28 protein-coding genes and 1 pseudogene are annotated in these 22,657 nt (G+C 68.6%); 8 read left to right on the top strand and 21 right to left on the bottom strand.

Annotation, left to right across the window (positions count from 1 at the left end; translation table 11 throughout):
* The first annotated feature begins 82 nt into the window (after positions 1–82).
* Positions 83–673, top strand: a complete 591-nt coding sequence (locus tag G6N14_RS17330) for a TetR/AcrR family transcriptional regulator (protein WP_085135947.1) — start codon at positions 83–85, stop codon at positions 671–673.
* Positions 674–1,041: 368 nt separating this feature from the next.
* On the opposite strand, the gene G6N14_RS17325 is transcribed toward G6N14_RS17330, so the two are convergent.
* Positions 1,042–1,911 carry an LLM class F420-dependent oxidoreductase gene (locus tag G6N14_RS17325; protein WP_085135949.1) on the bottom strand — a complete coding sequence of 290 codons (870 nt, stop codon included), beginning with the start codon at positions 1,909–1,911 and terminating at the stop codon, positions 1,042–1,044.
* A 113-nt stretch (positions 1,912–2,024) separates the two neighbouring features.
* Here G6N14_RS17325 and G6N14_RS17320 point away from each other — a divergent pair, with 113 nt between their 5' ends.
* Positions 2,025–2,447, top strand: coding sequence for a hypothetical protein (locus G6N14_RS17320; protein ID WP_085135950.1), 423 nt, complete (start codon positions 2,025–2,027; stop codon positions 2,445–2,447).
* 7 nt (positions 2,448–2,454) lie between these two features.
* Here the strand turns inward: G6N14_RS17320 and G6N14_RS17315 are convergent, their stop codons facing one another.
* Entirely contained in the window at positions 2,455–3,090 is a 636-nt protein-coding gene (locus tag G6N14_RS17315; protein WP_085135951.1) for a TetR/AcrR family transcriptional regulator, read from the bottom strand.
* Positions 3,091–3,166: 76 nt separating this feature from the next.
* Between G6N14_RS17315 and G6N14_RS17310 the strand changes: the two genes are divergently transcribed.
* Complete coding sequence (locus G6N14_RS17310) at positions 3,167–4,636, top strand: flavin-containing monooxygenase (protein ID WP_085135952.1); 1,470 nt, start codon at positions 3,167–3,169, stop codon at positions 4,634–4,636.
* 6 nt (positions 4,637–4,642) lie between these two features.
* On the opposite strand, the gene G6N14_RS17305 is transcribed toward G6N14_RS17310, so the two are convergent.
* The 11 genes from G6N14_RS17305 to G6N14_RS20575 form a co-directional block, all read right to left on the bottom strand.
* Complete coding sequence (locus G6N14_RS17305) at positions 4,643–5,362, bottom strand: YggS family pyridoxal phosphate-dependent enzyme (protein ID WP_085135953.1); 720 nt, start codon at positions 5,360–5,362, stop codon at positions 4,643–4,645.
* Positions 5,363–5,376: 14 nt separating this feature from the next.
* Positions 5,377–5,850 carry a ribonuclease E activity regulator RraA gene (gene rraA / locus G6N14_RS17300; RefSeq protein WP_085135954.1) on the bottom strand — a complete coding sequence of 158 codons (474 nt, stop codon included), beginning with the start codon at positions 5,848–5,850 and terminating at the stop codon, positions 5,377–5,379.
* 6 nt (positions 5,851–5,856) lie between these two features.
* On the bottom strand, positions 5,857–6,321 hold the full coding sequence (locus tag G6N14_RS17295; protein ID WP_085135955.1) for a hypothetical protein: 465 nt from the start codon (positions 6,319–6,321) through the stop codon (positions 5,857–5,859).
* A 90-nt stretch (positions 6,322–6,411) separates the two neighbouring features.
* Positions 6,412–6,948 carry a copper resistance CopC family protein gene (locus G6N14_RS17290; protein WP_085135956.1) on the bottom strand — a complete coding sequence of 179 codons (537 nt, stop codon included), beginning with the start codon at positions 6,946–6,948 and terminating at the stop codon, positions 6,412–6,414.
* Positions 6,945–7,619, bottom strand: a complete 675-nt coding sequence (locus G6N14_RS17285; RefSeq protein WP_109559824.1) for a YcnI family copper-binding membrane protein — start codon at positions 7,617–7,619, stop codon at positions 6,945–6,947. The genes G6N14_RS17290 and G6N14_RS17285 overlap by 4 nt, the downstream gene beginning before the upstream one ends.
* Positions 7,616–8,275 carry a DUF6474 family protein gene (locus G6N14_RS17280; protein ID WP_085135957.1) on the bottom strand — a complete coding sequence of 220 codons (660 nt, stop codon included), beginning with the start codon at positions 8,273–8,275 and terminating at the stop codon, positions 7,616–7,618. The genes G6N14_RS17285 and G6N14_RS17280 overlap by 4 nt, the downstream gene beginning before the upstream one ends.
* A gap of 64 nt (positions 8,276–8,339) precedes the next feature.
* Positions 8,340–8,738 carry a helix-turn-helix transcriptional regulator gene (locus G6N14_RS17275; RefSeq protein ID WP_085135958.1) on the bottom strand — a complete coding sequence of 133 codons (399 nt, stop codon included), beginning with the start codon at positions 8,736–8,738 and terminating at the stop codon, positions 8,340–8,342.
* Between the two features lie 338 nt (positions 8,739–9,076).
* Positions 9,077–9,766, bottom strand: a complete 690-nt coding sequence (locus tag G6N14_RS17270) for a TMEM165/GDT1 family protein (protein WP_085135959.1) — start codon at positions 9,764–9,766, stop codon at positions 9,077–9,079.
* A gap of 102 nt (positions 9,767–9,868) precedes the next feature.
* Entirely contained in the window at positions 9,869–10,399 is a 531-nt protein-coding gene (locus G6N14_RS17265; protein ID WP_046317289.1) for a hypothetical protein, read from the bottom strand.
* 200 nt (positions 10,400–10,599) lie between these two features.
* Positions 10,600–11,220: a superoxide dismutase gene (locus G6N14_RS17260; RefSeq protein WP_085136073.1), complete on the bottom strand. Its 621-nt coding sequence runs from the start codon at positions 11,218–11,220 to the stop codon at positions 10,600–10,602.
* A 197-nt stretch (positions 11,221–11,417) separates the two neighbouring features.
* Positions 11,418–11,576, bottom strand: a complete 159-nt coding sequence (locus G6N14_RS20575) for a hypothetical protein (protein WP_165756880.1) — start codon at positions 11,574–11,576, stop codon at positions 11,418–11,420.
* A 397-nt stretch (positions 11,577–11,973) separates the two neighbouring features.
* On the opposite strand from G6N14_RS20575, the gene G6N14_RS17255 reads away from it, so the two are divergent.
* Positions 11,974–13,044: a DUF4328 domain-containing protein gene (locus G6N14_RS17255; RefSeq protein WP_085135960.1), complete on the top strand. Its 1,071-nt coding sequence runs from the start codon at positions 11,974–11,976 to the stop codon at positions 13,042–13,044.
* Positions 13,045–13,048: 4 nt separating this feature from the next.
* The gene (locus G6N14_RS17250) at positions 13,049–13,861 is read left to right on the top strand and encodes a glycerophosphodiester phosphodiesterase (protein ID WP_085135961.1); all 813 of its coding nucleotides are present in this window, start codon (positions 13,049–13,051) and stop codon (positions 13,859–13,861) included.
* Positions 13,862–13,877: 16 nt separating this feature from the next.
* Here G6N14_RS17250 and G6N14_RS17245 read toward each other — a convergent pair whose 3' ends face one another.
* The 4 genes from G6N14_RS17245 to G6N14_RS17230 form a co-directional block, all read right to left on the bottom strand.
* Positions 13,878–14,414, bottom strand: coding sequence for a ferritin (locus G6N14_RS17245; RefSeq protein WP_085135962.1), 537 nt, complete (start codon positions 14,412–14,414; stop codon positions 13,878–13,880).
* 116 nt (positions 14,415–14,530) lie between these two features.
* Positions 14,531–15,712 carry an LCP family protein gene (locus G6N14_RS17240; protein WP_085135963.1) on the bottom strand — a complete coding sequence of 394 codons (1,182 nt, stop codon included), beginning with the start codon at positions 15,710–15,712 and terminating at the stop codon, positions 14,531–14,533.
* Between the two features lie 26 nt (positions 15,713–15,738).
* Positions 15,739–16,491 carry a CPBP family intramembrane glutamic endopeptidase gene (locus G6N14_RS17235; protein ID WP_085135964.1) on the bottom strand — a complete coding sequence of 251 codons (753 nt, stop codon included), beginning with the start codon at positions 16,489–16,491 and terminating at the stop codon, positions 15,739–15,741.
* Positions 16,492–16,507: 16 nt separating this feature from the next.
* A complete protein-coding gene (locus G6N14_RS17230) occupies positions 16,508–17,347 on the bottom strand; it encodes a DUF2470 domain-containing protein (protein WP_085135965.1) in 840 nt (279 codons plus the stop codon).
* A 132-nt stretch (positions 17,348–17,479) separates the two neighbouring features.
* Here G6N14_RS17230 and pheA point away from each other — a divergent pair, with 132 nt between their 5' ends.
* Positions 17,480–18,343 carry a prephenate dehydratase gene (pheA, locus tag G6N14_RS17225; protein ID WP_085135966.1) on the top strand — a complete coding sequence of 288 codons (864 nt, stop codon included), beginning with the start codon at positions 17,480–17,482 and terminating at the stop codon, positions 18,341–18,343.
* A complete protein-coding gene (locus G6N14_RS17220) occupies positions 18,340–19,029 on the top strand; it encodes a histidine phosphatase family protein (RefSeq protein ID WP_085136074.1) in 690 nt (229 codons plus the stop codon). Before pheA ends, G6N14_RS17220 begins: the two co-directional genes overlap by 4 nt.
* Before the next feature lie 2 nt (positions 19,030–19,031).
* Here G6N14_RS17220 and G6N14_RS17215 read toward each other — a convergent pair whose 3' ends face one another.
* The 3 genes and pseudogenes from G6N14_RS17215 to G6N14_RS17205 form a co-directional block, all read right to left on the bottom strand.
* Positions 19,032–19,220, bottom strand: coding sequence for a hypothetical protein (locus G6N14_RS17215; protein WP_085135967.1), 189 nt, complete (start codon positions 19,218–19,220; stop codon positions 19,032–19,034).
* Positions 19,221–19,274: 54 nt separating this feature from the next.
* The gene (locus G6N14_RS17210; RefSeq protein WP_085135968.1) at positions 19,275–19,625 is read right to left on the bottom strand and encodes a metallopeptidase family protein; all 351 of its coding nucleotides are present in this window, start codon (positions 19,623–19,625) and stop codon (positions 19,275–19,277) included.
* Positions 19,626–19,642: 17 nt separating this feature from the next.
* A pseudogene (locus tag G6N14_RS17205) lies at positions 19,643–20,740 on the bottom strand (septum formation family protein); the annotation flags it as partial.
* A 74-nt stretch (positions 20,741–20,814) separates the two neighbouring features.
* Between G6N14_RS17205 and serS the strand changes: the two are divergent.
* Positions 20,815–22,077 (top strand): serine--tRNA ligase, encoded by a 1,263-nt coding sequence (gene serS / locus G6N14_RS17200; protein ID WP_085135970.1) that lies wholly within the window; start codon positions 20,815–20,817, stop codon positions 22,075–22,077.
* Here serS and G6N14_RS17195 read toward each other — a convergent pair.
* Entirely contained in the window at positions 22,038–22,574 is a 537-nt protein-coding gene (locus G6N14_RS17195; RefSeq protein WP_085135971.1) for a DUF2834 domain-containing protein, read from the bottom strand. The two genes, serS and G6N14_RS17195, sit on opposite strands and share 40 nt — an antisense overlap.
* Positions 22,575–22,657: the final 83 nt, after the last annotated feature.

The following is a 22,657-nucleotide window of genomic DNA, read 5'->3' as shown; positions in this document are numbered from 1 at the left end:
GTGTCCTTTCGCCGTCGATGGCCATGACGGTGCCAGTGATAGACAGCCCTGTCTATTGAAGATGCTGGGTTAGTCTGCTGCCATGACGGGCATGACCGGATCCCGGAGCGGGGACGCCATCGGCGCCGCTCGCGGCACGTCTGCGGCTCAGCGGCTTCTCGATACTGCAACGGAACTGTTTGCCGCACAGGACATTCGGGAAGTCGGCATCGACCGTATCCTGGCGGAGGCGGGGGTGGCGAAAGCCAGTCTCTACAACCTCTACGGCTCGAAGGACGCACTGGTTCTGGCGTATCTCAATGCTTTGGATCAGGCTGATCGCAAGCGATACGACCGCGCTGCGGCCCGGTTGCGCGATCCGGTCGAGCAGATCGTGCTGTTCTTCGATCTGGCCGCGGCAGCGGCCAGAAGGCGCCGCTATCGCGGATGCCTCTACGTCAACGCCGCGGGGGCTTACGCGGGCGTCGATCTCGAGCCGGTGGTGGCCCACCGCCGTTGGATGCACGAGACGCTGGCGGGCTTACTCGAGCAGGCCGGGGTCGGCGAAGCGGAGCAGCGGGCCGGTGAGGTGCAGCTGCTCTATGACGGCGCTCTTGTCGGATCCAAGGTCGAGCGGTCGGTTGCGCCGATCCTGCGGGCGCGCCGGCTGGCTCTCCAGCTCCTCGGCCACTAGATCCCATGAGTCACTTTTTCAACTTCTGCCCCAACGATCGGCGCGTCGCGGATTGTTTGCCATGGGCCGGGTGTCTAATGGACAGCTATGTGATCCACGTTAACAAAGTGTTAACCTGGATCACATTGATTCCAATCTGGTTCCGATCCGGGGCGGGGGACAGCGCCGTGTACACAAACCCGATATACCGATACCGGATGGGCCGTATGGCCTGGTCATTGCTGCGGCATCCACGTCGAAGCCGAGAGTTCCCGGCCAAGCACGAGCGCCTGGTCACCGCTGACGAACTCGTCCGCTTCGCCACTTAGGCGGTGCCGCGAACCGTGGGATTCAGTCTCCGGACTTCCCCCGCCAGGGTTTGCTAGGCGTTATCGATTCGTAACCGAACTCAATAACCCGGAATCTCGGATCGCTTCGGCCAACGGTTCCAGCACCGCCGGGTCATGGGGCGCCGGCAGATAGATGATCGCCAGGTCGAGTCCCACCGCGCCCAGGGCGGCGGCTTCGTCGAGTGCGCGGCGGTAGTCCAAGTCCGGCTGCAATCGCACGTGCGCCGACAGGAGGTGGTCCGGTTCGCGCCCGATGTCGGCGCAGTGGGCGGCCAGCACCTCGCGCTTTCGGGAGAACTCGGCCGGCGTGCCCCCGACGAAATTCCAATGCTGGGCGTAACGCGCCGCGATCTTCAGAGTGCGCCTCTCGCCGTTGCCGCCGATGCAGATCGGTGGATGGGGACGCTGCGGGCCCTTGGGTTCATTGCGGGCGTCGGTGAGTCGGTAGTAGGTGCCGGAAAACGTGGTGGTCGGCGCGCTCAATAAGCCGACGAGAACCTGGCAGGCTTCCTCGAAGCGGTCGAAGCGGTCGAAGCGCTCGCCGATGGTGCCCAACTCGATCCCGTAGGCGCCGGATTCCTCCTCGTTCCAGCCCGCGCCGATACCGAGCTCGAGCCGGCCGGCGGAGATGATGTCGACGGCGGAGGCCATGTTGGCCAGCACGGCGGGATGGCGGTAGTGCACACCGGTCACCAGGGTTCCCAGGCGTAGCCGTGTGGTTGCCTGCGCCAGGGCCGTCAGGGTGGTCCAGCCCTCCAGGCACGGACCGGTCGGGTCGGAGAAGATCGGGTAGAAGTGGTCGAAGGTCCAACCGGACTCGTAGACGTCGATGTCGTCCGCGGCCCGCCAGACAGCCAGCATGTCGGCCCAGGTGGTGTTCTGCGGCGAGGTCTTGAACGCAAAGCGCATCTCGCCGAGCCTAGCGGTGTCATTGTGGTTGGGGCCCGGTCACGGCGGGCACACGGCGATTCTTCGCCTCGGCGCAAAACCATCGGAAGGAGAAGTAGGCTCACCCGGTGGTTATGAGTCTGGACATCGACACCAAGGTGACCTTGTTGTCGGCCGGTCTGATCTTTCTCCTGGCGCTGGTGCTGGGGGTCTGGAAGTACCAGCAGATCGCCGCCTCGGAGGATGGTCAGGCGCACGTATACGTCGACATCGCGCATCGGGCGGCGCTGATGTATTCCTTTGCCGCGTTGCTGGTGGCGGTCTTCGTCGAACTGAGCGGCTGGCCGACCTGGGTCAACATGACCGCGGCGATGGTGATGGTGACCTTCTTTGTCGCCGCCATCGGCAGCTACATGTTGCACGGCGTATTGCGCGACACCACAAACCAATTCCGGTCGGGCAGCTGGCAGTTGCGCCTGGGGATGGTGTTGCTCATCGTTGGCGAGATAGGCGGATTCTCGGTGTTGCTGGCCGGTTTCGGCGCTTCCCAGTTCTGAGCGGGGCTCAGTACGCCTGGCCGTAGATGCTGTTGATCCAGACGTGGGTCAGCGTGTCGACCACCTGGTCATGCGGCACCGACGGCTCCTCGGCCAGTAACGCGGCCATCATGGTGCGTTCGTTCATCTGGTTCAGGGACGTGGCGAGGTCTACGGCGTCGATGGTCGCCGGTGCGGCACCGCGATCACGTTCGGCGGTGATCATCGCAGCGGTCTGCTGGATCCACTTCTGCATGAAGCCGTTCCACATGGCCCGGAACTCCGGGCTGGTTGCCAGCGCCTCGGTGCCGGCGCGAGCTATCGCCCGGTGCGAGCTGAACGCGAGGAAGAAGGCCTTGATGCCGTTGCGCCAGATTCGGCGCGGGTCGCCGGGCAGGCGTTGCACCGCCCCCTCAAACTCCGAGTCGGCGGCGGCGATGAGCGGCTCCAGCAGGGAGAGCAGCACGGCGTCCTTCGACTTGAAATAGAAGTAGAAGGTCGGCCGCGAGATGCCCGCGCCCCTGGCCAGGTCGTCGACGGAGATGTCGCCGAGTGGGCGCTGTTGCAGCAGCCGTTCGGCGGTGGCCAGGATCGCCTGTTCGCGATCGTCTCCGGACGGCCGGGTCCCACGGCGTCCGTGACGGGTCGCATTGGGGCTGGCCATGGCAGTTACTTTACACCATGTCGACTTAATCAACAGGGTGTTGACTGTCTCGACGCACCGTTGATAACCTGGCGGCATGACTGAACACCTCGATGTTGTGATCGTCGGCGCGGGGATCTCCGGTATCAGCGCTGCCTGGCACCTGCAGGATCGTTGCCCGAACAAGAGCTACGCCGTCCTGGAGGCCCGGGAAAACCTCGGCGGCACCTGGGATCTGTTCAAGTACCCGGGCATTCGCTCGGATTCGGACATGTTCACCCTGGGCTTCCGGTTCAAGCCGTGGCGCTCGGCGCACAGCATCGCCGACGGCGCCTCCATCTGGAACTACATCAACGAGGCCGCCGCCGAGAACGGCATCGACAAGCACATCCGTTACCGGCACCGGGTGACGGCCGCCGACTGGTCTGATGCCGACAACCAGTGGACGGTCACCGTGGACAACGACGGCAAGCAGGAGCAGATCACCGCATCGTTCGTGTTCGCCTGCAGCGGCTACTACAACTACGAGCAGGGCTACTCGCCGGAGTTCCCCGGCGCCGACGACTTCGCCGGAACCATCGTGCACCCGCAGCACTGGCCGGAGGATCTGGACTACGCCGGCAAGAAGATCGTGGTGATCGGCAGCGGCGCCACCGCGGTGACCCTGATCCCCGCGCTCGCCAATTCCGGGGCCGGGCATGTGACCATGCTGCAGCGGTCGCCGACCTACGTCGGCGCGCTCCCGCTGGTCGACCCGATCGCGGAGAAGGCCAACCGCTACCTGCCGGAGAAGGCGGCGCACTTTGTAAACCGGTGGAAGGCCATCGGCTTCAGCACCGTGCAGTACCAGCTGGCGCGGACCTTCCCGAAGTACATGCGCAAGACGCTGATGACCATGGCCAAGCACCGCCTGCCCAAGGGTTATGACGTGCAAAAGCACTTCGGCCCGCGGTACAACCCGTGGGACGAGCGGCTGTGCCTGGCCCCCAACGGGGATCTGTTCAAGACCATCCGCGACGGCAAGGCCGACGTCGTCACCGACACGATCGACACCTTCACCAAGACCGGGATCCGGCTCAACTCCGGGCAGGAGCTCGACGCCGACATCATCGTCACCGCGACGGGGCTGAACATGCAGCTGCTGGGCGGTGCGACCCTGTCGCGCAACGGTCAGCCGATCGACCTGCCCAAGTCGATGACCTACAAGGGCCTGATGTTCTCCGGTGTTCCCAACGCGGCGGTCACCTTCGGCTACACCAATGCGTCGTGGACCCTCAAGGCCGACCTGGTCTCGGAATTCGTCTGCCGGGTGCTCAACTACATGGACGAGCACGGCTTTGACCGGGTCGAGCCGCAGCACCCCGGCGGCACCGTGGAGGAACGGCCCTTCATGGACTTCAATCCCGGATACTTCCGCCGGTCGATGGACAGCCTGCCCCGGTCCGGGGCGGTGGCGCCGTGGCGGCTCAAGCAGAACTATCTGCTGGACCTGCAGCTGATCCGGTACGGCAAGGTCGACGAGGAATCCCTGCGGTTCAGCAAGCACCGGGCCCCGGTGAACGCCTAGCCTGCGCTAGCCGTTCTCCGGCCAATAGAAGGAATCCGGGTGGGGTCGGGCGCCGAACAGGGCGGTCCCGATCCGCACCTCGGTGGCGCCCTCGGCGATCGCCAGGGGAAAGTCGCCGCTCATCCCCATCGACAGTCGCGGAAGGTCGTGGCCGCGCGCCACGGCGTCGTCCCGCAGTTCGCGGAGCCGGCGAAAGCACCCGCGAACCGCATCCGGATTGTCGGTGTTGATGGCCAGGGTCATCAGGCCGCGGACCCGCAGGCTGGGGTAGCCGGCCAGCTCATCGAGGAAGGGCAGCAGCCGGCCGGGGTCCAGACCGTACTTGCTGGGCTCGTCAGAGGTTTTGACCTGCACCAGCACGTCCATGACACGGCCTTCGGCGCGCAGGTGGCGGTCCAGGGTCGCAGCCAATCTGGACCGGTCCACCGACTGCACCTCGGCGGCCAGCCGCGCGACCACGCCGGCTTTGTTGGTCTGCAGGTGGCCGATCATCACCCAGTCGATCCCGCAGTCGGCCAGCGGCTCGTACTTGTCCTTGATCTCCTGGACCTTGTTCTCGCCGAACCGTCGCAGGCCCAGATCGACGGCTTGCCGGATCAGGTCGGGACCGAAGGTCTTGCTCACGGGCAGCACCTCGACGTCCCCGGGTGAACGGCCCGCAGCGCGGCATGCGTCGTCGACTCGTGCGCGCAGCAGCTCCCAGCGTGCCCGCAATGTGGCTTCCATCGGTGCGCCGGACCTCAGACGACGACGATGCCGTCGTCGTCGCTGTGCGCCGTCGCGCCGGGCACGAACGCGACACCGCCGAAATCGACCACGACGTCGCGCTCGCCGGCACCGGTTTTGCCGCTCTTGCGTGGATTGGTGCCCAGCGCCTTGATCCCCAGGTCGAGGGTGCGCAAGGTCGCTGCGTCGCGCACCGCGCCGTGCACGATCAGCCCCGCCCAGCCGTTGCCGCGGGCCAGCTCGGCGATGACGTCACCCACCAGCGCGGTATGCAGGGAGCCGCCGCCGTCGATCACCAGCACGCCGCCGTCGCCCGGTTCTGAGAGCACCGATTTGAGCAGCGCGTTGTCTTGAAAGCAGCGCACCGTGCTGATGCGTCCGGCGAACTCCCTGCGGCCGCCGAGCTGGCGGAATTGGACATCGCAGCTGCGTACGACGGGACCGATCTCATCGACCAAGTCGGCGGTGGGCCGGAAGCGAGCACTCACCGCGGGTCAGCCTCGGCGCGCGCGGCGCCGCCGGCGGAGCAACAGCAAAGCGAGCACGCCGAGCACTCCGGCAGCCAACAGCGGGCTCGGGGGCCGTGGTGACCGCGGCACCGGCGGGCTCAGCGGGTTGTGGGCGGTGTCCACCGTGGTCTTGGCCTGGGCGGCCGTTTCCTTGGCGCCATTGGACGGTTGCGCCGCGCCGTTGGTGGCCACGGCCGCCGCGGCCGGGGCAGCGGGGGCGGGGGCAGGCGCCGCAGGGGCGCTCTTGGTGGGCGCCTTCTTCGCAGGCGCCTTTTTTGTGGCTTTGGCCGGAGCCTTCTTGGCGACGGCCTTTTTAGCCGGGGCTTTCTTGGCGGGCGCTTTCGGTGGCGCCGCCGGCGGGTCTGCGGGCTTGTCTGCGCCAGCGGGGGTCACCGACTCGGGAGCCGAGGCGGTGGGATCGGGATCGGGCTGGCCTTGCGGTTCGGTCATACGGCAGCTCCTCTGCGGGTTCTGGTCGCGGAAACCGGCAACGTTCCCATCATGCCAGCATCTGCCCTCGGTGACCGCCGGCCCGAACAATCAGGAGCGGGAGCGGCTGAACCACAGACCGGCCGCGACGAGCGCCACCGCGCCGGCGACGAAAGGCCAAACGGGCATGTCAGCGGGCGCGTCGGCGTCGCGGTGTCCCACGGCGGGTGCGGCGTCCGAGCGGTCGCCGACCGCCGGTCCCGGCTCCCCGGTGCCGGCTTCCGTCAGCTGGAACGGCCACGATCCGGACACCACGTGCCCGTCTGCGGAGGTGACCCGAAAGTGGACGGTGTAGGTGCCGGCCGGTCCCAGCGGGCGCACCGCGACGCTGGCGACCGCGCCGGTCACCTGGGTTTCCCCGGTGGACCACAGGTGACCGTCGGGCCCCACGACGGTCATGGCGGCGAAGTCGGCCTGCAGTTGCTCGTTGAAGGTGGCGCTGACCCGGTCGGGTCCGCGCGACAGCTCCGCATCGCGCGGCGGGTCGGTCGAGACCAGCACGGCGTGCGCCGCGGCGACGCCGACGCTTGCCGACAGCATGCCCAGCGCAAACACCGCCGCCAGCACGGTGTGCAGCACCCGCCTCATGCCCGCCGCCTGGCCAGGGCGATCGCGGCGGCCAGCGCGGCGACCAGCAGGGCTGCGCCGCCGAGCAGGCGGGCCGAGTTATCGGCGGAATGCTGCGTGGCCTCGGTTCCGGCGCCGGGCGCCGGGCCGGCCGACACCGCGGGCTCCGGATGTTGGGCGTGGTGTTCAGAACTGGGCGCCGGTCCAGACCCCAGCGCCAGGGTGGGCACCGGGTGCTCTGCCTGGCCCCCACCGGCCGGGGGAGGCTGATCCCAGCGCACCTCGGTGCCGTCGGCGTATCGCTGCGCCGACGGGAAGTTCACCGTGTCGGCGTCCGGCAGCCGCATCGCTATCCGGAACAGCCCGAACTGGTCAACACCGATGCCGCCGTCGGTGGCCGTCCAGGTCACCGAGCGCACCGCCCCCGATTTCGGGTCGCGGTCCAGGCGCGCCGTCCAGCCGGGCTTGGTTTCGGTGCGAGCTGAGGCGACGTCGGGCAGTGTGACGGTGAGTTCCGTTGTGGACGAACCGTTCGGAGACTCATTGGGCACCTCGAACGTCACCATTGCGACCGCGCCCCGCACCGCGCCGGGACTGCTGGCGTGCACGTGTGCCCACGCGGAACCGGCGCCGGCGAACGAACCCGCGGCGATCGCGACGGCCAGCGCCAGGGCGCGCATCCCGCCGCTCATACCGGCAGCCCCAGCCGGGCCATCAGATCGGCGTCGATGCCATCGAGCTGGTCGCCGATGGCCGCGGCGGCGACCCGGCGCCGATCAACCGGCATGGTCTCCGCAGCGGTCACCGCCGTCGACAGGTCCGACAGCCGTTCGGTGATCGCCGCGACGAACTGCTTGGTCTCGGGGTCCTTGGGTTTGCGGTCCTGCACCAGCCGCAGGGTCTTCTCCGCGCCCGCGATCCGTGCCGAGAGCGGGGCCAGGTTGCCGGAGAATTCGCCGATGCGGGCCAGCGGCACCCCAAGCCCGGCGGCCCGCTGCTCGTCGATCAGTCCGCGTACCGCCATCGCGGCTCGATACACCAGCGGTACGAGGACGGGAGCCAGCATCCTGGCGACCACCAGGGTCCGGCGGACTCGGGCCGGGGACAGCAGCCGGCCGTCGCGGGCGGCTTTGAGTTGACTCTCGGCCGCTTTGAGCGCGGTGCGGTCGCGGGTGCGGTCCGACTTGATCTGCGCTTTGAGTGCGCGGTCCTGGGCGCGCTGGGCAGCCTTGAAGCGTTTCGCCTCGCCCTTGGCTGCGAGCCGAGCCTCGAGCTTGGCGCCGGCTTTCAGCGCGCGGGCCTCGGCCCGCCGGGTCGCGCGGCTCTTGCGTTTTCTGAACAGGCCCATCCCGGCCGCCTCCCCGGTGTCTCGCTGAAACCGATCAAGTCACCCTAATCGCGCCGCCGGCGCCTCAGGCGCTGAGGTGCTCCTTGCGGCGCAGTTCGTCGATGTGGGCCAGAACGTCTTCCTGGGCCTCGGGGGAGAGGCCGACGGCGTGGGTTGCGATGCGGCGTACCCCGGCATCGCGGATGCTGTCCAGCCAGGACAGCTCCGCGTCGAGCTTGGCGTAGTACTCGTCGTCGGTGAAGAACGCAGGCTTGATCCGGAAGAAGTTGGCCAATGCGGCCATGGTGGCGGTGGACGGGTTCGTCCGGTTACCCGAGCGGAGCTGAGACAGGTAAGGGGCCGACATCGTTACGCCCTCCGCTTTGAGCGCCGCGATCACCTCCGCGGACGTGTGCGGTCCACGTCCGGGTGGATAGACCACATCGAAAAGGCGGTTCAAGCGGACGGCGAACGACGCGCTCATCGATAGGACCTCCATGGGGTAGGCAGGCGGTCGAGGCGCTCTGCGCGGGCGGAGCAGAAACGCCTGATGATTTGCTGATCATCGTAGCGATAGTTACCGACACAACCAAGAGTGTTCGCGTAGCGAATTCGATCTTGATGTACGAGAAAGGGTTTGGCGCAGCCCAATCGTTGGCCTTAGCGGTCGCTGCAGTCCAATTCTCGTGTAGTACCAAGCACAATTGCGGCCTCGTTGGCGAACGAAGCGCAACGGCAAGCTTAGTCGGCGGGTCCGCGTCGTCGGAAGGCGCTCCGGCCAAGCGCAAGCTGCCCCGCCGATTAGGCCGTCAGGGGGATTTGCTACCGGCCGGTGGAATCGTCTCCGGCGGCCGCTGCGGAACGGCGGCGCGACGCCCGCCACAGTGCGGACGCCGACGCCACGGCCGCCAGCGCGGCGACCACGGCGACGGCCACCGTCCGCCAGCCGAGCGCCTCGTCGAACAGAATCCACAACCCGCACGCCAGGAACAGCAGGCTCGCCGCGGCATGCAGGGAGTGTTCGGGCAACCGGCGGTGCAGCACCGCTCCGGCGGCGATCGCCACCGCATCGGCCAGCACCATTCCCACCGTCGCGCCCAGCCACACGCCCAGCCAGTCACGGTCGCTGGCCAGCGCGACCGTGGCCAGCATCGTCTTGTCGCCCAGCTCGGCCAGCAGCACCGAGGACACGACCGCCAACAGCGCGAAGCGCGGCTCACCGACGGTGGCCTGCCCGGAGCCGGGGCGGGTACCGTCGCGCCACGTCCAGGCCGCGAAACCGATGAAGGCCACGCCGGCGAGGGCTGCGATCGGGCGGGCCGGCAACGTCAGGCCGAGGAAGTGCCCGACCGTCACCGAGATTCCGTGCACGGCGAACGCGGCAATGGCCACCCCGCTGAGCACCACCCACCACCGGTGCCGCAGGGCGTAGGTCAAGGTGATCAGCTGCGACTTGTCGCCGAGCTCAGCGGCGAACACCACGGCCAAGCTGATCAGAGCGGCGGCGAGCATGCGCGACGACCTTTCGTCAGCTGCCGAGGCTAGTGACGCTGCGGGCCGGTTCGCCAGCCGCCGGGCGATTTCGGCAAGCCGAAATCTTGAGTGCAAAACCCCTTATGCGGCAAGCAGCATGGCCAGTATCGCGGTATCGGGATGGCTGACGGGGTCGACACCGACTCGGCTCACCAGCGAGGTGACGGTGCCGTCGGCATCGGCTTCGACCCAGGCCGCCCGATGCTGCAGTCCCAGGTGGGGCAGGCCCGGAAGCAGTACGCATCCCGAGGCCGCCCCCCGGCATTCGGGCAGTGAGGGAATGGTTTCCGACGGCGGATGCAGCATCAGCAACGCGGACGGCTGGCGACCGGCGAAACACCCCGGGGGGATCGCCGACTCGCCGGTGACGGTGCCCTCGGCCAGCAGTAACCCGACTGCGCCCGGGTTGTCCGGGAAATCTTCGTGTGTGCCGAAAATCGTTGTGGTAGTGAGTAATCCAGGCATCGATGCTACCCGGACCGCGACACTGAGCAGTTGAGCCCATTCCTTGGTCGAATCCGGCCACCGGCCGAACACCACGAATCCGTGAAGCTCGCCCCCGGAGTGGAAAGGGGCAACTTCGATCGCCCGTCCGGGTCCTGTCGTCTCCATCGCGCACCCTCCGCGACATTGTGGCTTGTTGGCTTGACGCGCCTGCTCGCATTTTCAGCGGGTGGGTTGTCTGCCAGCATGCGGCACCGGTCAGGGCGATTCAAGCGGACACGGCGGACGAGTGGGAATTGAGACGGTATAGAGACTAGGCGGGGCGCCGCGCCGATGGCGCGACGCCCCAGCCGGGCCGTTGATACGACTTAGAAGATCAGCCCCGAGGTCTTCGACGTGGCGGCCTCGAAGCGAGACTGCACGTCGGCCCAGTTGACCACGTTCCAGAATGCCTTGACGTAGTCGGCCTTGACGTTCTTGTACTGCAGGTAGAAGGCGTGCTCCCACATGTCGACCTGCAACAGCGGAATGATGCCCAGCGGCACGTTGGCCTGCTGGTCGTAGAGCTGGAAGGTCAGCAGCTTCTTGCCGAGGGTGTCGTAGCCCAGTACCGCCCAGCCCGAACCCTGCAGGCCGTTGGCGGCTGCGGTGAACTGCGCACGGAACTTGTCGAACGAGCCGAACGCGTCATCGAGGGCGGCGGCCAGCTCGCCGGTCGGCTTGTCGCCGCCGTTGGGGGACAGGTTCTTCCACCAGATCGAGTGGTTGACGTGGCCGCCGAGGTGGAAGGCCAGGTTCTTCTCGTTCAAGAAGATGGCGGCGTGGTCGTCGTTGGCGCGAGCCTCTTCGAGCTTCGCCAGCGCGCTGTTGACGCCGGCCACGTAGGCGGCGTGGTGCTTGCTGTGGTGCAGTTCGTTGATCTGACCCGAGATGTGCGGCTCAAGGGCTCCGTAATCCCAGTCCAAGTCCGGCAAGGTGTAGTCGGCCACGGGGTTCCTTCCTTCGGTCAGTGCTGATCCGGTGTCGATCACCGTTGATCATTGTCGACAGGTGCTGATGGTCTGGCGCCACCCCACCGGACCAGGGTCGCGGTGTGGTGACCCACCTCGTCCAACACTGCTCTAACACTGCACGTACCGCAACAACCGGGCACGCCGGCCGGGGGGCCAGTGCCTGGCAGCGGGGTTCAGGTCAGGACGAGCGCAAGCAGGAAGGACAGCAGTACCAAAGCGATCAGTCCGGCGCGCAACGACGCCAACAGGTAGGCGCGCTTGTAGGTCGACGATCCCGAATGCCAAGCGGACCCCGACACCACGGATCCGGATCCGATCGGGCGTGCCGTCATGCTTCCAGCCCCCTACTTCGCCGCGCGCCCACCCGCGTGAGGCGCATCACACCGCTACTGTGACGGCGATCATAGCGCTTTGTGCGGCCCGTGGAAAAATTCCCTACGATAACCCTACTTACCTGCGTCGATGTGTTTGCGGCCCGTCGGCGACGCTTAGCCGATCAAGCGATTTCGCTCGGTGCTGTTAGTCGCTGCCCTCGTTCGGCGGCGCGTTATCCACAATCGATGCGCCGTGCCCTATATAACGGGCACATCACGAGGCCTGCGACCCGCGCCGCGGATGTGGATAACCCTGTGGAAACTGTGGATAGCCAGTGGTAGCTGACCGGGTGCCGAGTAGGCCGGTGGTCGGGCAAACCCGGACTGACACGTCGGCACCCATTAGGCTGGTGCGGTGATCCAGGTGTGTTCCCGCTGCAACACGCGGTGGAACGTGCGCGACCGTCAACGGGCCTGGTGCCCGCGCTGCAACGGCGCACTGTGGGCGCCGCTGACACCCGAGCAGGAAGCCCAGTTGCAGTGGACCCCGCCGGGGCCACCCGCACCGCCGGCCGCGCCCGCGCCGGCGGCACCGAAGCCGGGTCTGCGGTACCGCTGGATCGCGGTGCGGCCCGGCCCGCCGCCTCCGCTGCCTGCGCAGCGCCGCCCGCTCGGACCGACGCCGCGTTATGAGGTGATGCCGCGCTGGACGCTGATGGGCGCGCCGGTTCGCGCTGCTGCACAGGCGCACTCGGGAGAGCGGCCCGTGCCCACGACACGTTCTCTGGAGCGGGCGTTCGGCGCAGCCGTTGCGGCTTTGGGAGTGGCGGCCCTGGTTCACGCGCTGATCTACGTCTTGATGATCGTCAATCGCACCAGGCTGCTCAATCCCCTGCTCGCGGGCGGGGCGGTGTGGCTGGGACGGTTGGCCGGGCTCGCCGCGATCGCGGCGGTGGTCGGCTGCGCCGTGGTGCTGACCCGCTGGCTGCTGGCCCGCCGATCGGCGACCTTCGCGCGGCTGCATCGGCCTGAGACGCGCCCCGCTTGGGCGCTGTGGGCCGGGTGTCTGGTGCCGGTGGTCAACCTGGCCTGGGCTCCGGTCTTCGTTCTGGAACTGGCCAAGCGGGAGCACCGGCTGGCCCGACTGCGCAAGCCCATTGTGGTGTGGTGGGCCGTGTGGGGGGCCAGCACCGCCGTCGCGATCTTCGCCACGGCAACCAGCTGGGCCGACGGCGCCCAGGGCATTGCCAACAACATCGTGGCCACGGTGCTCGCATATCTGCTCGGTCTGGCGGCGGTGGTGGCCGCCGCCCGGGTGGTCGAGGGATTCGAGCGGCGGTCGATCGGCCGGCCCTCGCACCATTGGGTGGTGGTGGCAGACGGTGGCGCCACCGAGCCCGCGGTGACGCGGCGGGCGGCGCAGCAGCCACCGCAGAAAACGCCGGCGCCGACTCTTGAGCCCGACGGGCGGGAACCGGCAGCATAGGCCCATGACCCCGGCCGCCGATGTCGTCTCGGAGCACCCGTTTGTGGTCGCGCACCGGGGTGCCTCTGCCGACCGGCCGGAACACACGCTGGCCGCCTACGACTTGGCGTTGCGGGAGGGCGCGGACGGCGTCGAGTGCGACGTACGGCTGACCAGTGACGGCCACCTGGTCTGTGTGCACGATCGGCGGGTGGATCGGACCTCCAGCGGTGCCGGCCTGGTCAGCGAGATGACGCTGTCGCAGCTGCAGAGCCTCGATTTCGGCGCTTGGCACCCCGGCGGGCAAGCCGGTACGTCCGAGCCCGCCATCGGCGATACCGGCCTGCTCACGCTCGACGCGCTGGTGGCGTTGGTTCTGGACTGGCGCCGGCCGGTGAAGATCTTCATCGAGACCAAGCATCCGGTGCGGTACGGCTCGATGGTCGAGCGCGAGGTGCTCGCGCTGCTCCAGCGTTATGGGCTCGCCGCGCCGGCATCGGCCTCGCGGTCCCGGGCGGTGGTCATGTCATTTTCGGCGGCGGCGGTGTGGCGGATTCGTCGCGCCGCGCCCCTGCTGCCGACCGTGCTGCTCGGGTCCGGTGCCCGGTATTTAGGCGGCGGGGCGGCGACGACGGTGGGAGCGACGGCGATCGGTCCCTCGATCGAGACGCTGCGGGAACGCCCCGAGTTGGTGGATCAGGCCGCCGCGCGGGGCCGCGCGCTGTACTGCTGGACCGTGGACCGCGCAGAGGACGTCGATTTCTGTCGCGACGTCGGCGTCGCCTGGATCGCGACCAATCAGCCCGCCCGAACCAAGGCGCGGTTGCGGGCGGGCTGACGGATCAGCGCGGGGATCAGGCGCCGGCGATACGCGGCGCGCCGGCCTCCTGGCCCACGGTGATCTCGCGGGCGATGAAGTTCTCCAGCTCGAACAGGTTGTGCCCGGCACGGTCGGCGACCCGGAGCAAGCGGGTCATCAGGGCCACCTCTTCGACCTGCTCGCGCAGGAACCACTGCATGAACTGTTCGCCGAGGTGATCACCCTCATCGCGGGCGGCGCTGGTGAGCCGGCTGATCTGCTCGGTGACACTGCGCTCCTGCTCGAGCGTCAGCGCCAGCGCATCCCGCGGGCCGTCGAAGTTGTTACGCACCGCGTCGACGCCGGGAATCTCGACCCGGATGTCGCGGTCGAGCAGGTACTGCACCAGCATCATCGCGTGGTTACGTTCCTCGACGGCCTGGGCGTAAAAGAACTTCGCCAATTGCGGCAAATCCTCGCCGTCGAAATATACCGCGACCGCAACGTATTGCTGCGCCGCGGTGAATTCGTGGTAGATCTGCTCTTGAAGCAGCGCGTGGAATTTCGTTGTGTGAAGGTCGGTCTCGATCATGATCGCGATGCTACCCCTGGTCAAGTGGGGTGCGCACCCAAGGCGAGGCTTACTCAGGTCAGCTTTCCCTAAGTAAAGATAGGGTTGCATAAAGCCGCTGGAGAATTAGGTAGTACTTAATTCTCCGGCCCCTCCGAAGGTGGCATATCCCGGCGTAAAGCATCGAATAGCGTCGCGGCCTCGGGGCGGTCCCACACGACCGCGTCCCCGGCGGCGGTCTGAACGAAGCCTCCGATCGGCACGGTGAGGGTGACGGCGGTGCCGCGCAGCGCCCAGCCCAAGGCGGTCAGGTCCATGACGCCCGAACCGTCGTCGAGGCGCACCGCGTGTGCGGCGGCGCGGGGCACGGTGTACCAGCGCAGCGGATCGAGCCACACGACCGGATCGGCGAGGCGGGCCGACAGCGCCGACAGAAACAGTCGCTGGTGCTCCATCCGGTCCAGGTCGGCGCGCGGGGTGGCCCGGCTCCGCACATACCCCAGGGCAGCCGCGCCGTCCAGGGTCTGGCACCCGGCGGGCAGCTCGAGGCCGGCCAGCGCGTCGTCGATCGGTTCTGGTGGGCACATCGTGACGCCGCCGAGTGCGTCGACGAGCGCGGCGAAGCCGCCGAAACCGATCTCGAGATAGTGGTCCAGTCGGATCCCGGTGGCTTGCTCAACCGTCCGGGTCAGCAGGGGAGCGCCGCCGAGGGGATATGCGGCGTTGATCTTGTCCTGGCCGTAGCCGGGGATCGTGACGTAGGAGTCACGGGGCAGCGACACCACGGTGGCCGGCGAGCCCGACCCCGGGCTGGGCAGATGGACGACCAGCAACGTGTCGGTCCGCCCGTCGCCGATGTTGCCACCGGTACTGAGGTCCTGCTGCTCGCGCGGGCTCAGATCGGCGCGGCTGTCCGAGCCCGCGAGCAGCCAGGTCGTCCCGCGGCCCGGTGCCGGGCGGTCGTCATAGGCGGAGAACGCCACGGTCCGCTGCAGCGTGGTGTCGAGCCACGCCGCGGCGCTCAGCAGGCCCGCCGCCCCGAGCAGCACCACCAGCAGCGCGAGCACCGCCAGGCGGCGCGGCCAGGATCGGCGCCGGTGCGCGGTGCGAGGGCGTGCGGCCGGGGTTCGCGCACCCGCAGGTCGCGCCGGCGGCGTGGCCGGGCGCGGCACGCTCCCAGGCGCCGACCTTTGGTAGCCCGCTGCCGGATGTCCCGGCGAGCCCGGGCGGGGGGCGGCGTCGCGATACAGCAGCGGCGGCGGCTCCCGGCGCGGCGGTGCGGAGTGCCAGGGCTGGCCCTGCCTGCGATCGCCGTTCACCTGCCCAATCTACGTACCGCGCGCCATCAGCGCAGCCAGCCCAGCTTCCCGGCGAACAGCGCATACCCGACGAACGCCACGGTGTCGATCAGGCCGTGGGCGAGGATCAGCGGCCACAGCCGGCCGCTGCGTTGCCAGGCGTAACCGAACACCAGCCCCATGGCGATGTTGCCCAGCCCGGCGCCGAAGCCCTGGTAGAGGTGGTAGGTGCCCCGCAGCAGGGCCGAGCAGGTCAAGGCCACCCATGGCGAGACCCGCAGCTGGCGTAACCGGGTCAGCAGGTAACCGACGACGATCACTTCCTCGGCGAACCCGTTGGCGAACGCGATCACGGTCAGCATCGGGGCGCGCCACCACGTGTCGTTGAGTGCCGCGGGAACGACGTCGGCATTGAGGCCCAGAGTGCGTGCCAGTAGGTACAGCCCCAGCCCGGGCAGACCGATCAGGGCGGCCAGCCCGAGCCCGCCGGCCAGGTCGACGCGGCGGGGCCAACCGTTCAGCCCGATGCGGCCGGGCCCGAATCCGCTTCGCCACAGCAGGTAGAGCGCCAGCGCTCCCCAGGCAATCAGTTGCAGTGCCCACGCGGCGTTGAGGCCCAGGTCGACCCAGTCGAAATACGACCGGCGCGGGTTCAGCGGGATCCGCTGCGCGCTGAGGTCTCGCAGCACCGCGTCGGCGAGCTGCAGAACTGCCGTCAGGGCGCTCAGTCCGTAGGTGACCGCCAGGACCAGGACGATTTCCAGACGCAGGACGCGTCGCGCGGTCGCCGGCTCGGTCACCTCGCCACGGTAGCCGCTACCGCGTTGGGCGGCGGGGGTGCAGCCCGTTGAGAAACGGGCAGCCCAGCAGCGCGCGGACCGCGCGGTTCAGGCTCGACACATCGGCGACCGGCCGCAGAAAGGTCAGCCGGACGTCGCGGTCTTCGTCGTGGGCCTCCACCCGCAGCCATATGCCATAGCGGTCGACGGCCAGCGGGCGCACCTGTCCGCGTCGCAGCTGTGGCGGGAGTTTGGCGGCGGCGAGCCGGGCCACCATCTCCGGGTGCGCCGAGTCCAGGTGCTGCAGCCAGTGCGCCTCGATTGCGCAGAACGGGTCCGGGCGGGCGGCCAGCAGGTCGCGCACGTCGACCGCCTCGGCGCCCGTGGCGTCGGCCAGCACGGCCGACTCCGGACTCAGCCGTAACAGCGTGTAGGTGATCTCCGACTCGTTGCCGTCCGGTCCGGTCGTGTCGCGGAACCGGCCTGCCGAGCGCGGCGAGACCACCTGCAGCAGCGCCGGATCCGGGGCGACCGCGGCGATCCGGTCGAGCACCGCGGGGATCTCGTGGCCGGGCACCGGGCGCAGCAGGCCCCGGATCCACGCCAGGGCGCGGACCCGCTCGCGTAGCCGCAACGGTGCATGGTCGGTCAGTTCGAGCATCGCCGGCACGCCGGAGCCGGCGGCGGCGTCGACGACGGGATCCCCGACCGGAACGGTGACCACCACGTTCCCGTCGCTCATCAGGTGGCAGACCGGCGCAGTGACGGGCGCGGCGTCGGCGCGATCGGCGATCGCCAGGAGTGCTTGGCCTCGGATGCAGGCGCTGCGAATCCGCTCGGCGGAGGTCGGGACGGTTGCTACGGCGGTGGTGCGCATCGATCCCCTTTCAAGTGAGGTAAGCCTAACTTAATTAATGACGCGGGTGGCCGCAACCGGAAAAGCGAAGCCGGTGCGCGAGTCCACCCGCACGTTGACGCGTTGGCGTGGTGTGGCCGATAGGGTTGTCCGGTGACCCGCATCAGCTATCTCGGCCCGGCGGGGACCTTCACCGAAGCGGCGCTGCTCGCGTTGACCGGCGCCGGACGGGTTCCCGGCGCCGACCCTGTTCCGCTACCGGTCGAGAGCACCCCGGCTGCCCTCGACGCGGTGCGTACCGGCGCCGCCGACTATGCGTGCGTGCCGATCGAAAATTCGATCGAGGGCGGCGTGACACCCACCCTCGATGGGCTCGCTTCCGGGTCGCCGTTGCAGATCTTCGCCGAAACGGCCTTGGGCGTGGCGTTTTCCATCGTTGTCGCGCCCGGACGCAAGACGGGCGATATCCGCACGGTGGCCGCTCACCCGGTTGCCGCCGCTCAAGTTCGGCACTGGCTGGCCGAGCATCTTCCGCTGGCCCAGGTGGTGCCGGCGAATTCCAATGCGGCGGCCGCGCAACAAGTCTGCGAGGGCGAGGCGGACGCCGGGGTGAGTACCGCGCTGGCCGCCGAGCAGCGCGGGTTGGCCGCCCTGGCTCAGGGCGTCATCGACGAACCCAACGCCCGCACGCGCTTCGTGTTGGTGGGCGTCCCGGCGGCGCCCCCGCCGCGCACCGGCGCCGACCGGACGTCGGTGGTGCTGCGCCTGGAGAACGCGCCCGGAGCTTTGGCGGCCGCCCTGACCGAGTTCGGAAGCCGCGGAATCGATCTGACCCGAATCGAGTCCCGGCCGACGCGCACCGAGCTGGGTACCTACCTGTTCTTCCTGGACTGCGTGGGCCACATCGAGGACGCGGCGGTCGCGCAGGCCCTGCAGGCGCTGCGCCAGAGCTGCGCCGAGGTCCGCTACCTGGGATCGTGGCCTGTCGGACCGGCGACATGCGGGGCGCGGGCATGAGCGGGCGATTGGTGCTGTTACGGCACGGCCAGTCCTATGGCAACGTGGACCGCCGCCTGGACACCCGCCCGCCCGGTTCCGAGCTCACCCCGCTGGGCCGCGACCAGGCCAGGGGGTTCGCGGCTCAAGGTGTGCACCGCCCGATGCTGGTGGCCCATTCGGTGGCGACCCGCGCGGTGCAGACCGCCGCCGAGATCAGTGGCCGGCTGGGCGTGACGGCCCGCGTCGTCGAAGGCATCCACGAGGTTCAGGCCGGCGTCCTGGAGAACCGCAGTGACGATCAGGCGATCGCCGAGTTCAACGCGATCTACCAGCGCTGGCACTCCGGCGAGCCGGACATCGCGTTGCCCGGTGGCGAGTCGGCCGAGCAGGTTCTCGACCGCTACCTGCCGGTGGTGACCGACCTGCGCAGGCGTTACCTCGACGATGACGACTGGACCGGCGACATCGTGGTGGTCAGCCACGGCGCGGCGATCCGGCTGGCCGCGGCCACGCTCGCCGGCGTGGACGGCTCCTTCGCCCTGGATCATCACCTGGACAACGCCACCGCCGTGGTGCTGGCGCCGATCACCGACGGCCGCTGGAGCTGCGTGCAGTGGGGATCGCTGACGCCGCCGTTCTACCCCGAGCCCGGCGCCGACCCGGTGGGCGACGCGTTGCGTTCCGACACCGATCCGATGGGCTAGAGCTAGACCGCCAGCGCGTGCACCTGAGCGCAGCGGCATCCGACCGCCTCGCAGTCCAGGGCGAGCGCGTGGGGCAGCACCTCACCCGGGCACCCGTCCTCGGTGCACTCCGCCGCCTGGTGCAGATGGTGGATGAGTGAGCCGTGGCAGTGCTCCAGCCCTGCCCGGCAGTCTCGGCAGTGGTCATCCATGGATCGTTCTTAGCACTGGGCGCCGACAACACCGAACCGGCGCGCCGAGCGGCATCAGCTCCAGCCGAGCTGGTGCAGCCGGTCGTCGTCGATGCCGAAGTGATGAGCGATCTCGTGGATCACCGTGATCCGGACTTCGTCGACGACCTCCTCCTCGGATTCGCACATCTCCAACAGCGCGTCGCGGTAGATGGTGATGGTGTCGGGCAGCGAGCCGGCGTAGCTCGAATCGCGCTCGGTCAGTGCGATCCCTTCGTAGAGTCCCAGCAGGTCGGGCTCCTCGGGATTGCGGTCCTCCACCAGGATCACGACGTTGTCGAAGGCATTGGCCAGCGGCGCAGGGATCAGGTCCAGCGCGTCGGCGACCAGATCGTCGAACCGGCCCGGGTCCATCTGGACACTCACCGCGGCTGGCTACCGGCGGGCAGTTGGTTCAGCCGCTCCGCGGGGATGGACGGCGGCGGGACCGGCGGCTGACCGTTGATCAGCAGCGGGCCGCGGGCACTGTTGATCAGCGCGGCCCAGCCCCCGTTACCCAACGTGGCCCCGAGGCTGCAGGCCACCTCGCGGCTGCCCGCCGCCCAGCTGGGCAGCGAGACGGTGGCATAAGTCAGCGTCAGCGTCGTGTCGCGCAGCTGGACCGGGTCCAGGTAGGCGTCGGTGAGCCGGGTGCAGGCCTCTTTGATGAACGCATCCTGCTCGGGCTCGGACGGCAGGGCGTCGGGGAACCGTTCGGCCAGGTTGACCGTGCCGGTGACCTCCTTGGTATGCGGCGCCGCGCAGTCGACGGGAACGTCGTTGGGCTGGTTGGTGGCCGGATCGATACCCAGGCAGGTGCCCGGCGGCCACACCTTCGACTGGTTGATGTCGGCCACCTTGCCGACGAACGCGGTCTGCCGCCCACCCACGCCGGGCAGCTGCAGGCCGCACAGCATGCGTCGCTCACCGTGCTGCCGCCACGCCCGCTCGCCGGCCCACAGCATGCTGGCGACGAACTTGCTGTGCGGGTCGAACTTGACGCCCAGGTACCGGCGCACCGAGGACTCGCACTGTTCCTGGGTGATCTGCTCGATACGGGCCATCGACGGCGGTGGTGCGTCCGGGCCGTACTCCGAGCCCGGGAACATCTTCATGTCCACGGGCCCGGCCACCTCGAACTTGTGTTCCTCGGCGCAGCTGACGATCGTCGCCGCGTCCAGGTCGTCCTCCGGCCAGTTCAGGCAGTCACCGGCAACTGCGCGATCGATCGCCTCGTTGCCCTTGACCGTGCCCAGGCCCAAGGCGGGGCCGGTCCCTTTGCCCCCCGTTCCGGGCGCCGGCTGCGCATTCAGACGGCCCAGCAACCCGCCGCTGCCCTCGCCCAACACCGGGACAACGGTGACGAAACCGGCGATCAGCAGCCCGCCCAGGGCGGTCAACAGCAGGGCGCGCCGGGTCGCGGTGGCCGGAAGCACCCGTCGCCAAGGTCCCCGCTTGGCGGGGGGACTCTCCTGGTCGACTGCCTGTGACATCGCGTCCATTCTGACAGGCAGCCGCGGCGGCGTGACAAATGATGCGAAAGTGATGCCACCAGCTGTGGTTGTAGGGTTTTGCCGTGATCGACCTGAAGCTGCTGCGTGAAGACCCCGACCGTGTCCGACGCTCTCAGGTGGCTCGCGGCGAGGACCCGGCCCTGGTGGACGCCCTGCTGGCCGCCGACTCCGCACGACGCGCCGCCATCGCGTCGGCCGATGCGTTGCGTGCCGAACAGAAGACGGCCAGCCGCTCCGTGGGGGCCGCGTCCGCTGAGGAACGCCCCGCCCTGCTGGCCCGGGCCAAGGAACTCGCTGAGCAGGTCAAGGCTGCCGAAGCAGCCCAAGGCGAAGCCGAAGCGGCCCTCACCGCCGCGCACATGGCGATCGCCAACGTCGTGATCGACGGAGTGCCCCCGGGCGGTGAGGACGACTTCGCCGTGATCGACACCGTCGGCGAGCCCCCGGCCATCGAGCGCCCGCGTGACCACCTCGAGCTGGGCGAGGCGCTGGGCCTGATCGACATGGGTCGCGGAGCCAAGGTCTCCGGCTCGCGCTTCTACTTCCTCACCGGCCGCGGCGCCCTGTTGCAGCTGGGCCTGTTGCAGCTGGCCGTGCGCGTGGCGGTCGACAACGGGTTCACCCCGATGATCACTCCGGCCCTGGTCCGCCCGGAGGTCATGTCGGGCACCGGCTTCCTGGGCGCCCACGCCGACGAGGTGTATCGGCTGGAGGCCGACGACCTCTACCTGGTGGGCACCTCCGAGGTGCCGCTGGCCGGCTATCACTCCGACGAGATTCTGGATCTGTCCGGCGGGCCGTTGCGCTACGCCGGGTGGTCGTCGTGTTTCCGGCGGGAAGCCGGCAGCTACGGCAAGGACACCCGGGGCATCATTCGGGTGCACCAGTTCGACAAGGTGGAGGGCTTCGTCTACTGCCGACCCGAAGACGCCGAAGCCGAGCATGAACGGCTGCTCGGCTGGCAGCGCGAGATGCTGGCCCGCATCGAAGTGCCCTACCGGGTGATCGATGTGGCCGCAGGAGATTTGGGATCCTCGGCCGCCCGCAAGTTCGACTGTGAGGCGTGGGTGCCCTCGCAGGGCACCTACCGGGAGCTGACGTCCACCTCGAACTGCACCACCTTCCAGGCCCGCAGGCTGGCAACCCGCTACCGCGACGAGAACGGCAAGCCGCAGACCGCCGCCACGCTCAACGGCACGCTGGCCACCACCCGGTGGCTGGTGGCGATCCTGGAGAACCACCAGCAGCCCGACGGCAGCGTGCGGGTCCCGCAGGCACTGGTGCCCTACGTCGGGGTGGACGTGCTGGAGCCGCCCGGTCGCTGAGCGGTAACCGGATTCGTCGCGCGCGACGCCGCGGCCTTGGCGTGCCGGTGCTGGCGCTGGATGGTGGCGAAGTAGAAGGCATAGGCGAACGCGCAACTGGTGAACAGGCTCGAAACGAAGTAGAGCCACGGCCGCCGCAGCCCGCGGCGGTAGCCGTCGACGATGGTGAACAGCGGCAGCAGAACGACATTGATGATCGTGTAGTCCTGGCTGGCCGATCCGGCCGCTGGATTGGTGTACATCAGCTGGATGTAGTGCGTCCAACTGCCCGGTCCCCAGATCGGATTGTGGTTGGGCCCGTGCGCGTACTCGTTGACGAACCGGATGTTGAAGTACCACCCCAGCACGATCGGGGCGATTCCGACCGCGTAGAACACCATCTCCAGCGGCGAGAAGAGTTCGCCGCCAGACGGTTTCGCAAAAACGGACCGGTTGGAAGACACGATCCACCAGATGGTCGCCAGGCCGAGGACCGCATGCACGATGAGCGAGATCATGCGGGCAGTCTCTCACCGCCCGCGCTCAGTTTTGTCAAAATTGCCGTTACCGGCGGCCGTGGCGCGCTGCGGTACGTTTACCC

This window comes from Mycolicibacter hiberniae, from assembly GCF_010729485.1.
GTDB classification, from domain to species: domain Bacteria; phylum Actinomycetota; class Actinomycetes; order Mycobacteriales; family Mycobacteriaceae; genus Mycobacterium; species Mycobacterium hiberniae.
This window is presented reverse-complemented; position numbering and strand designations above follow the sequence as displayed.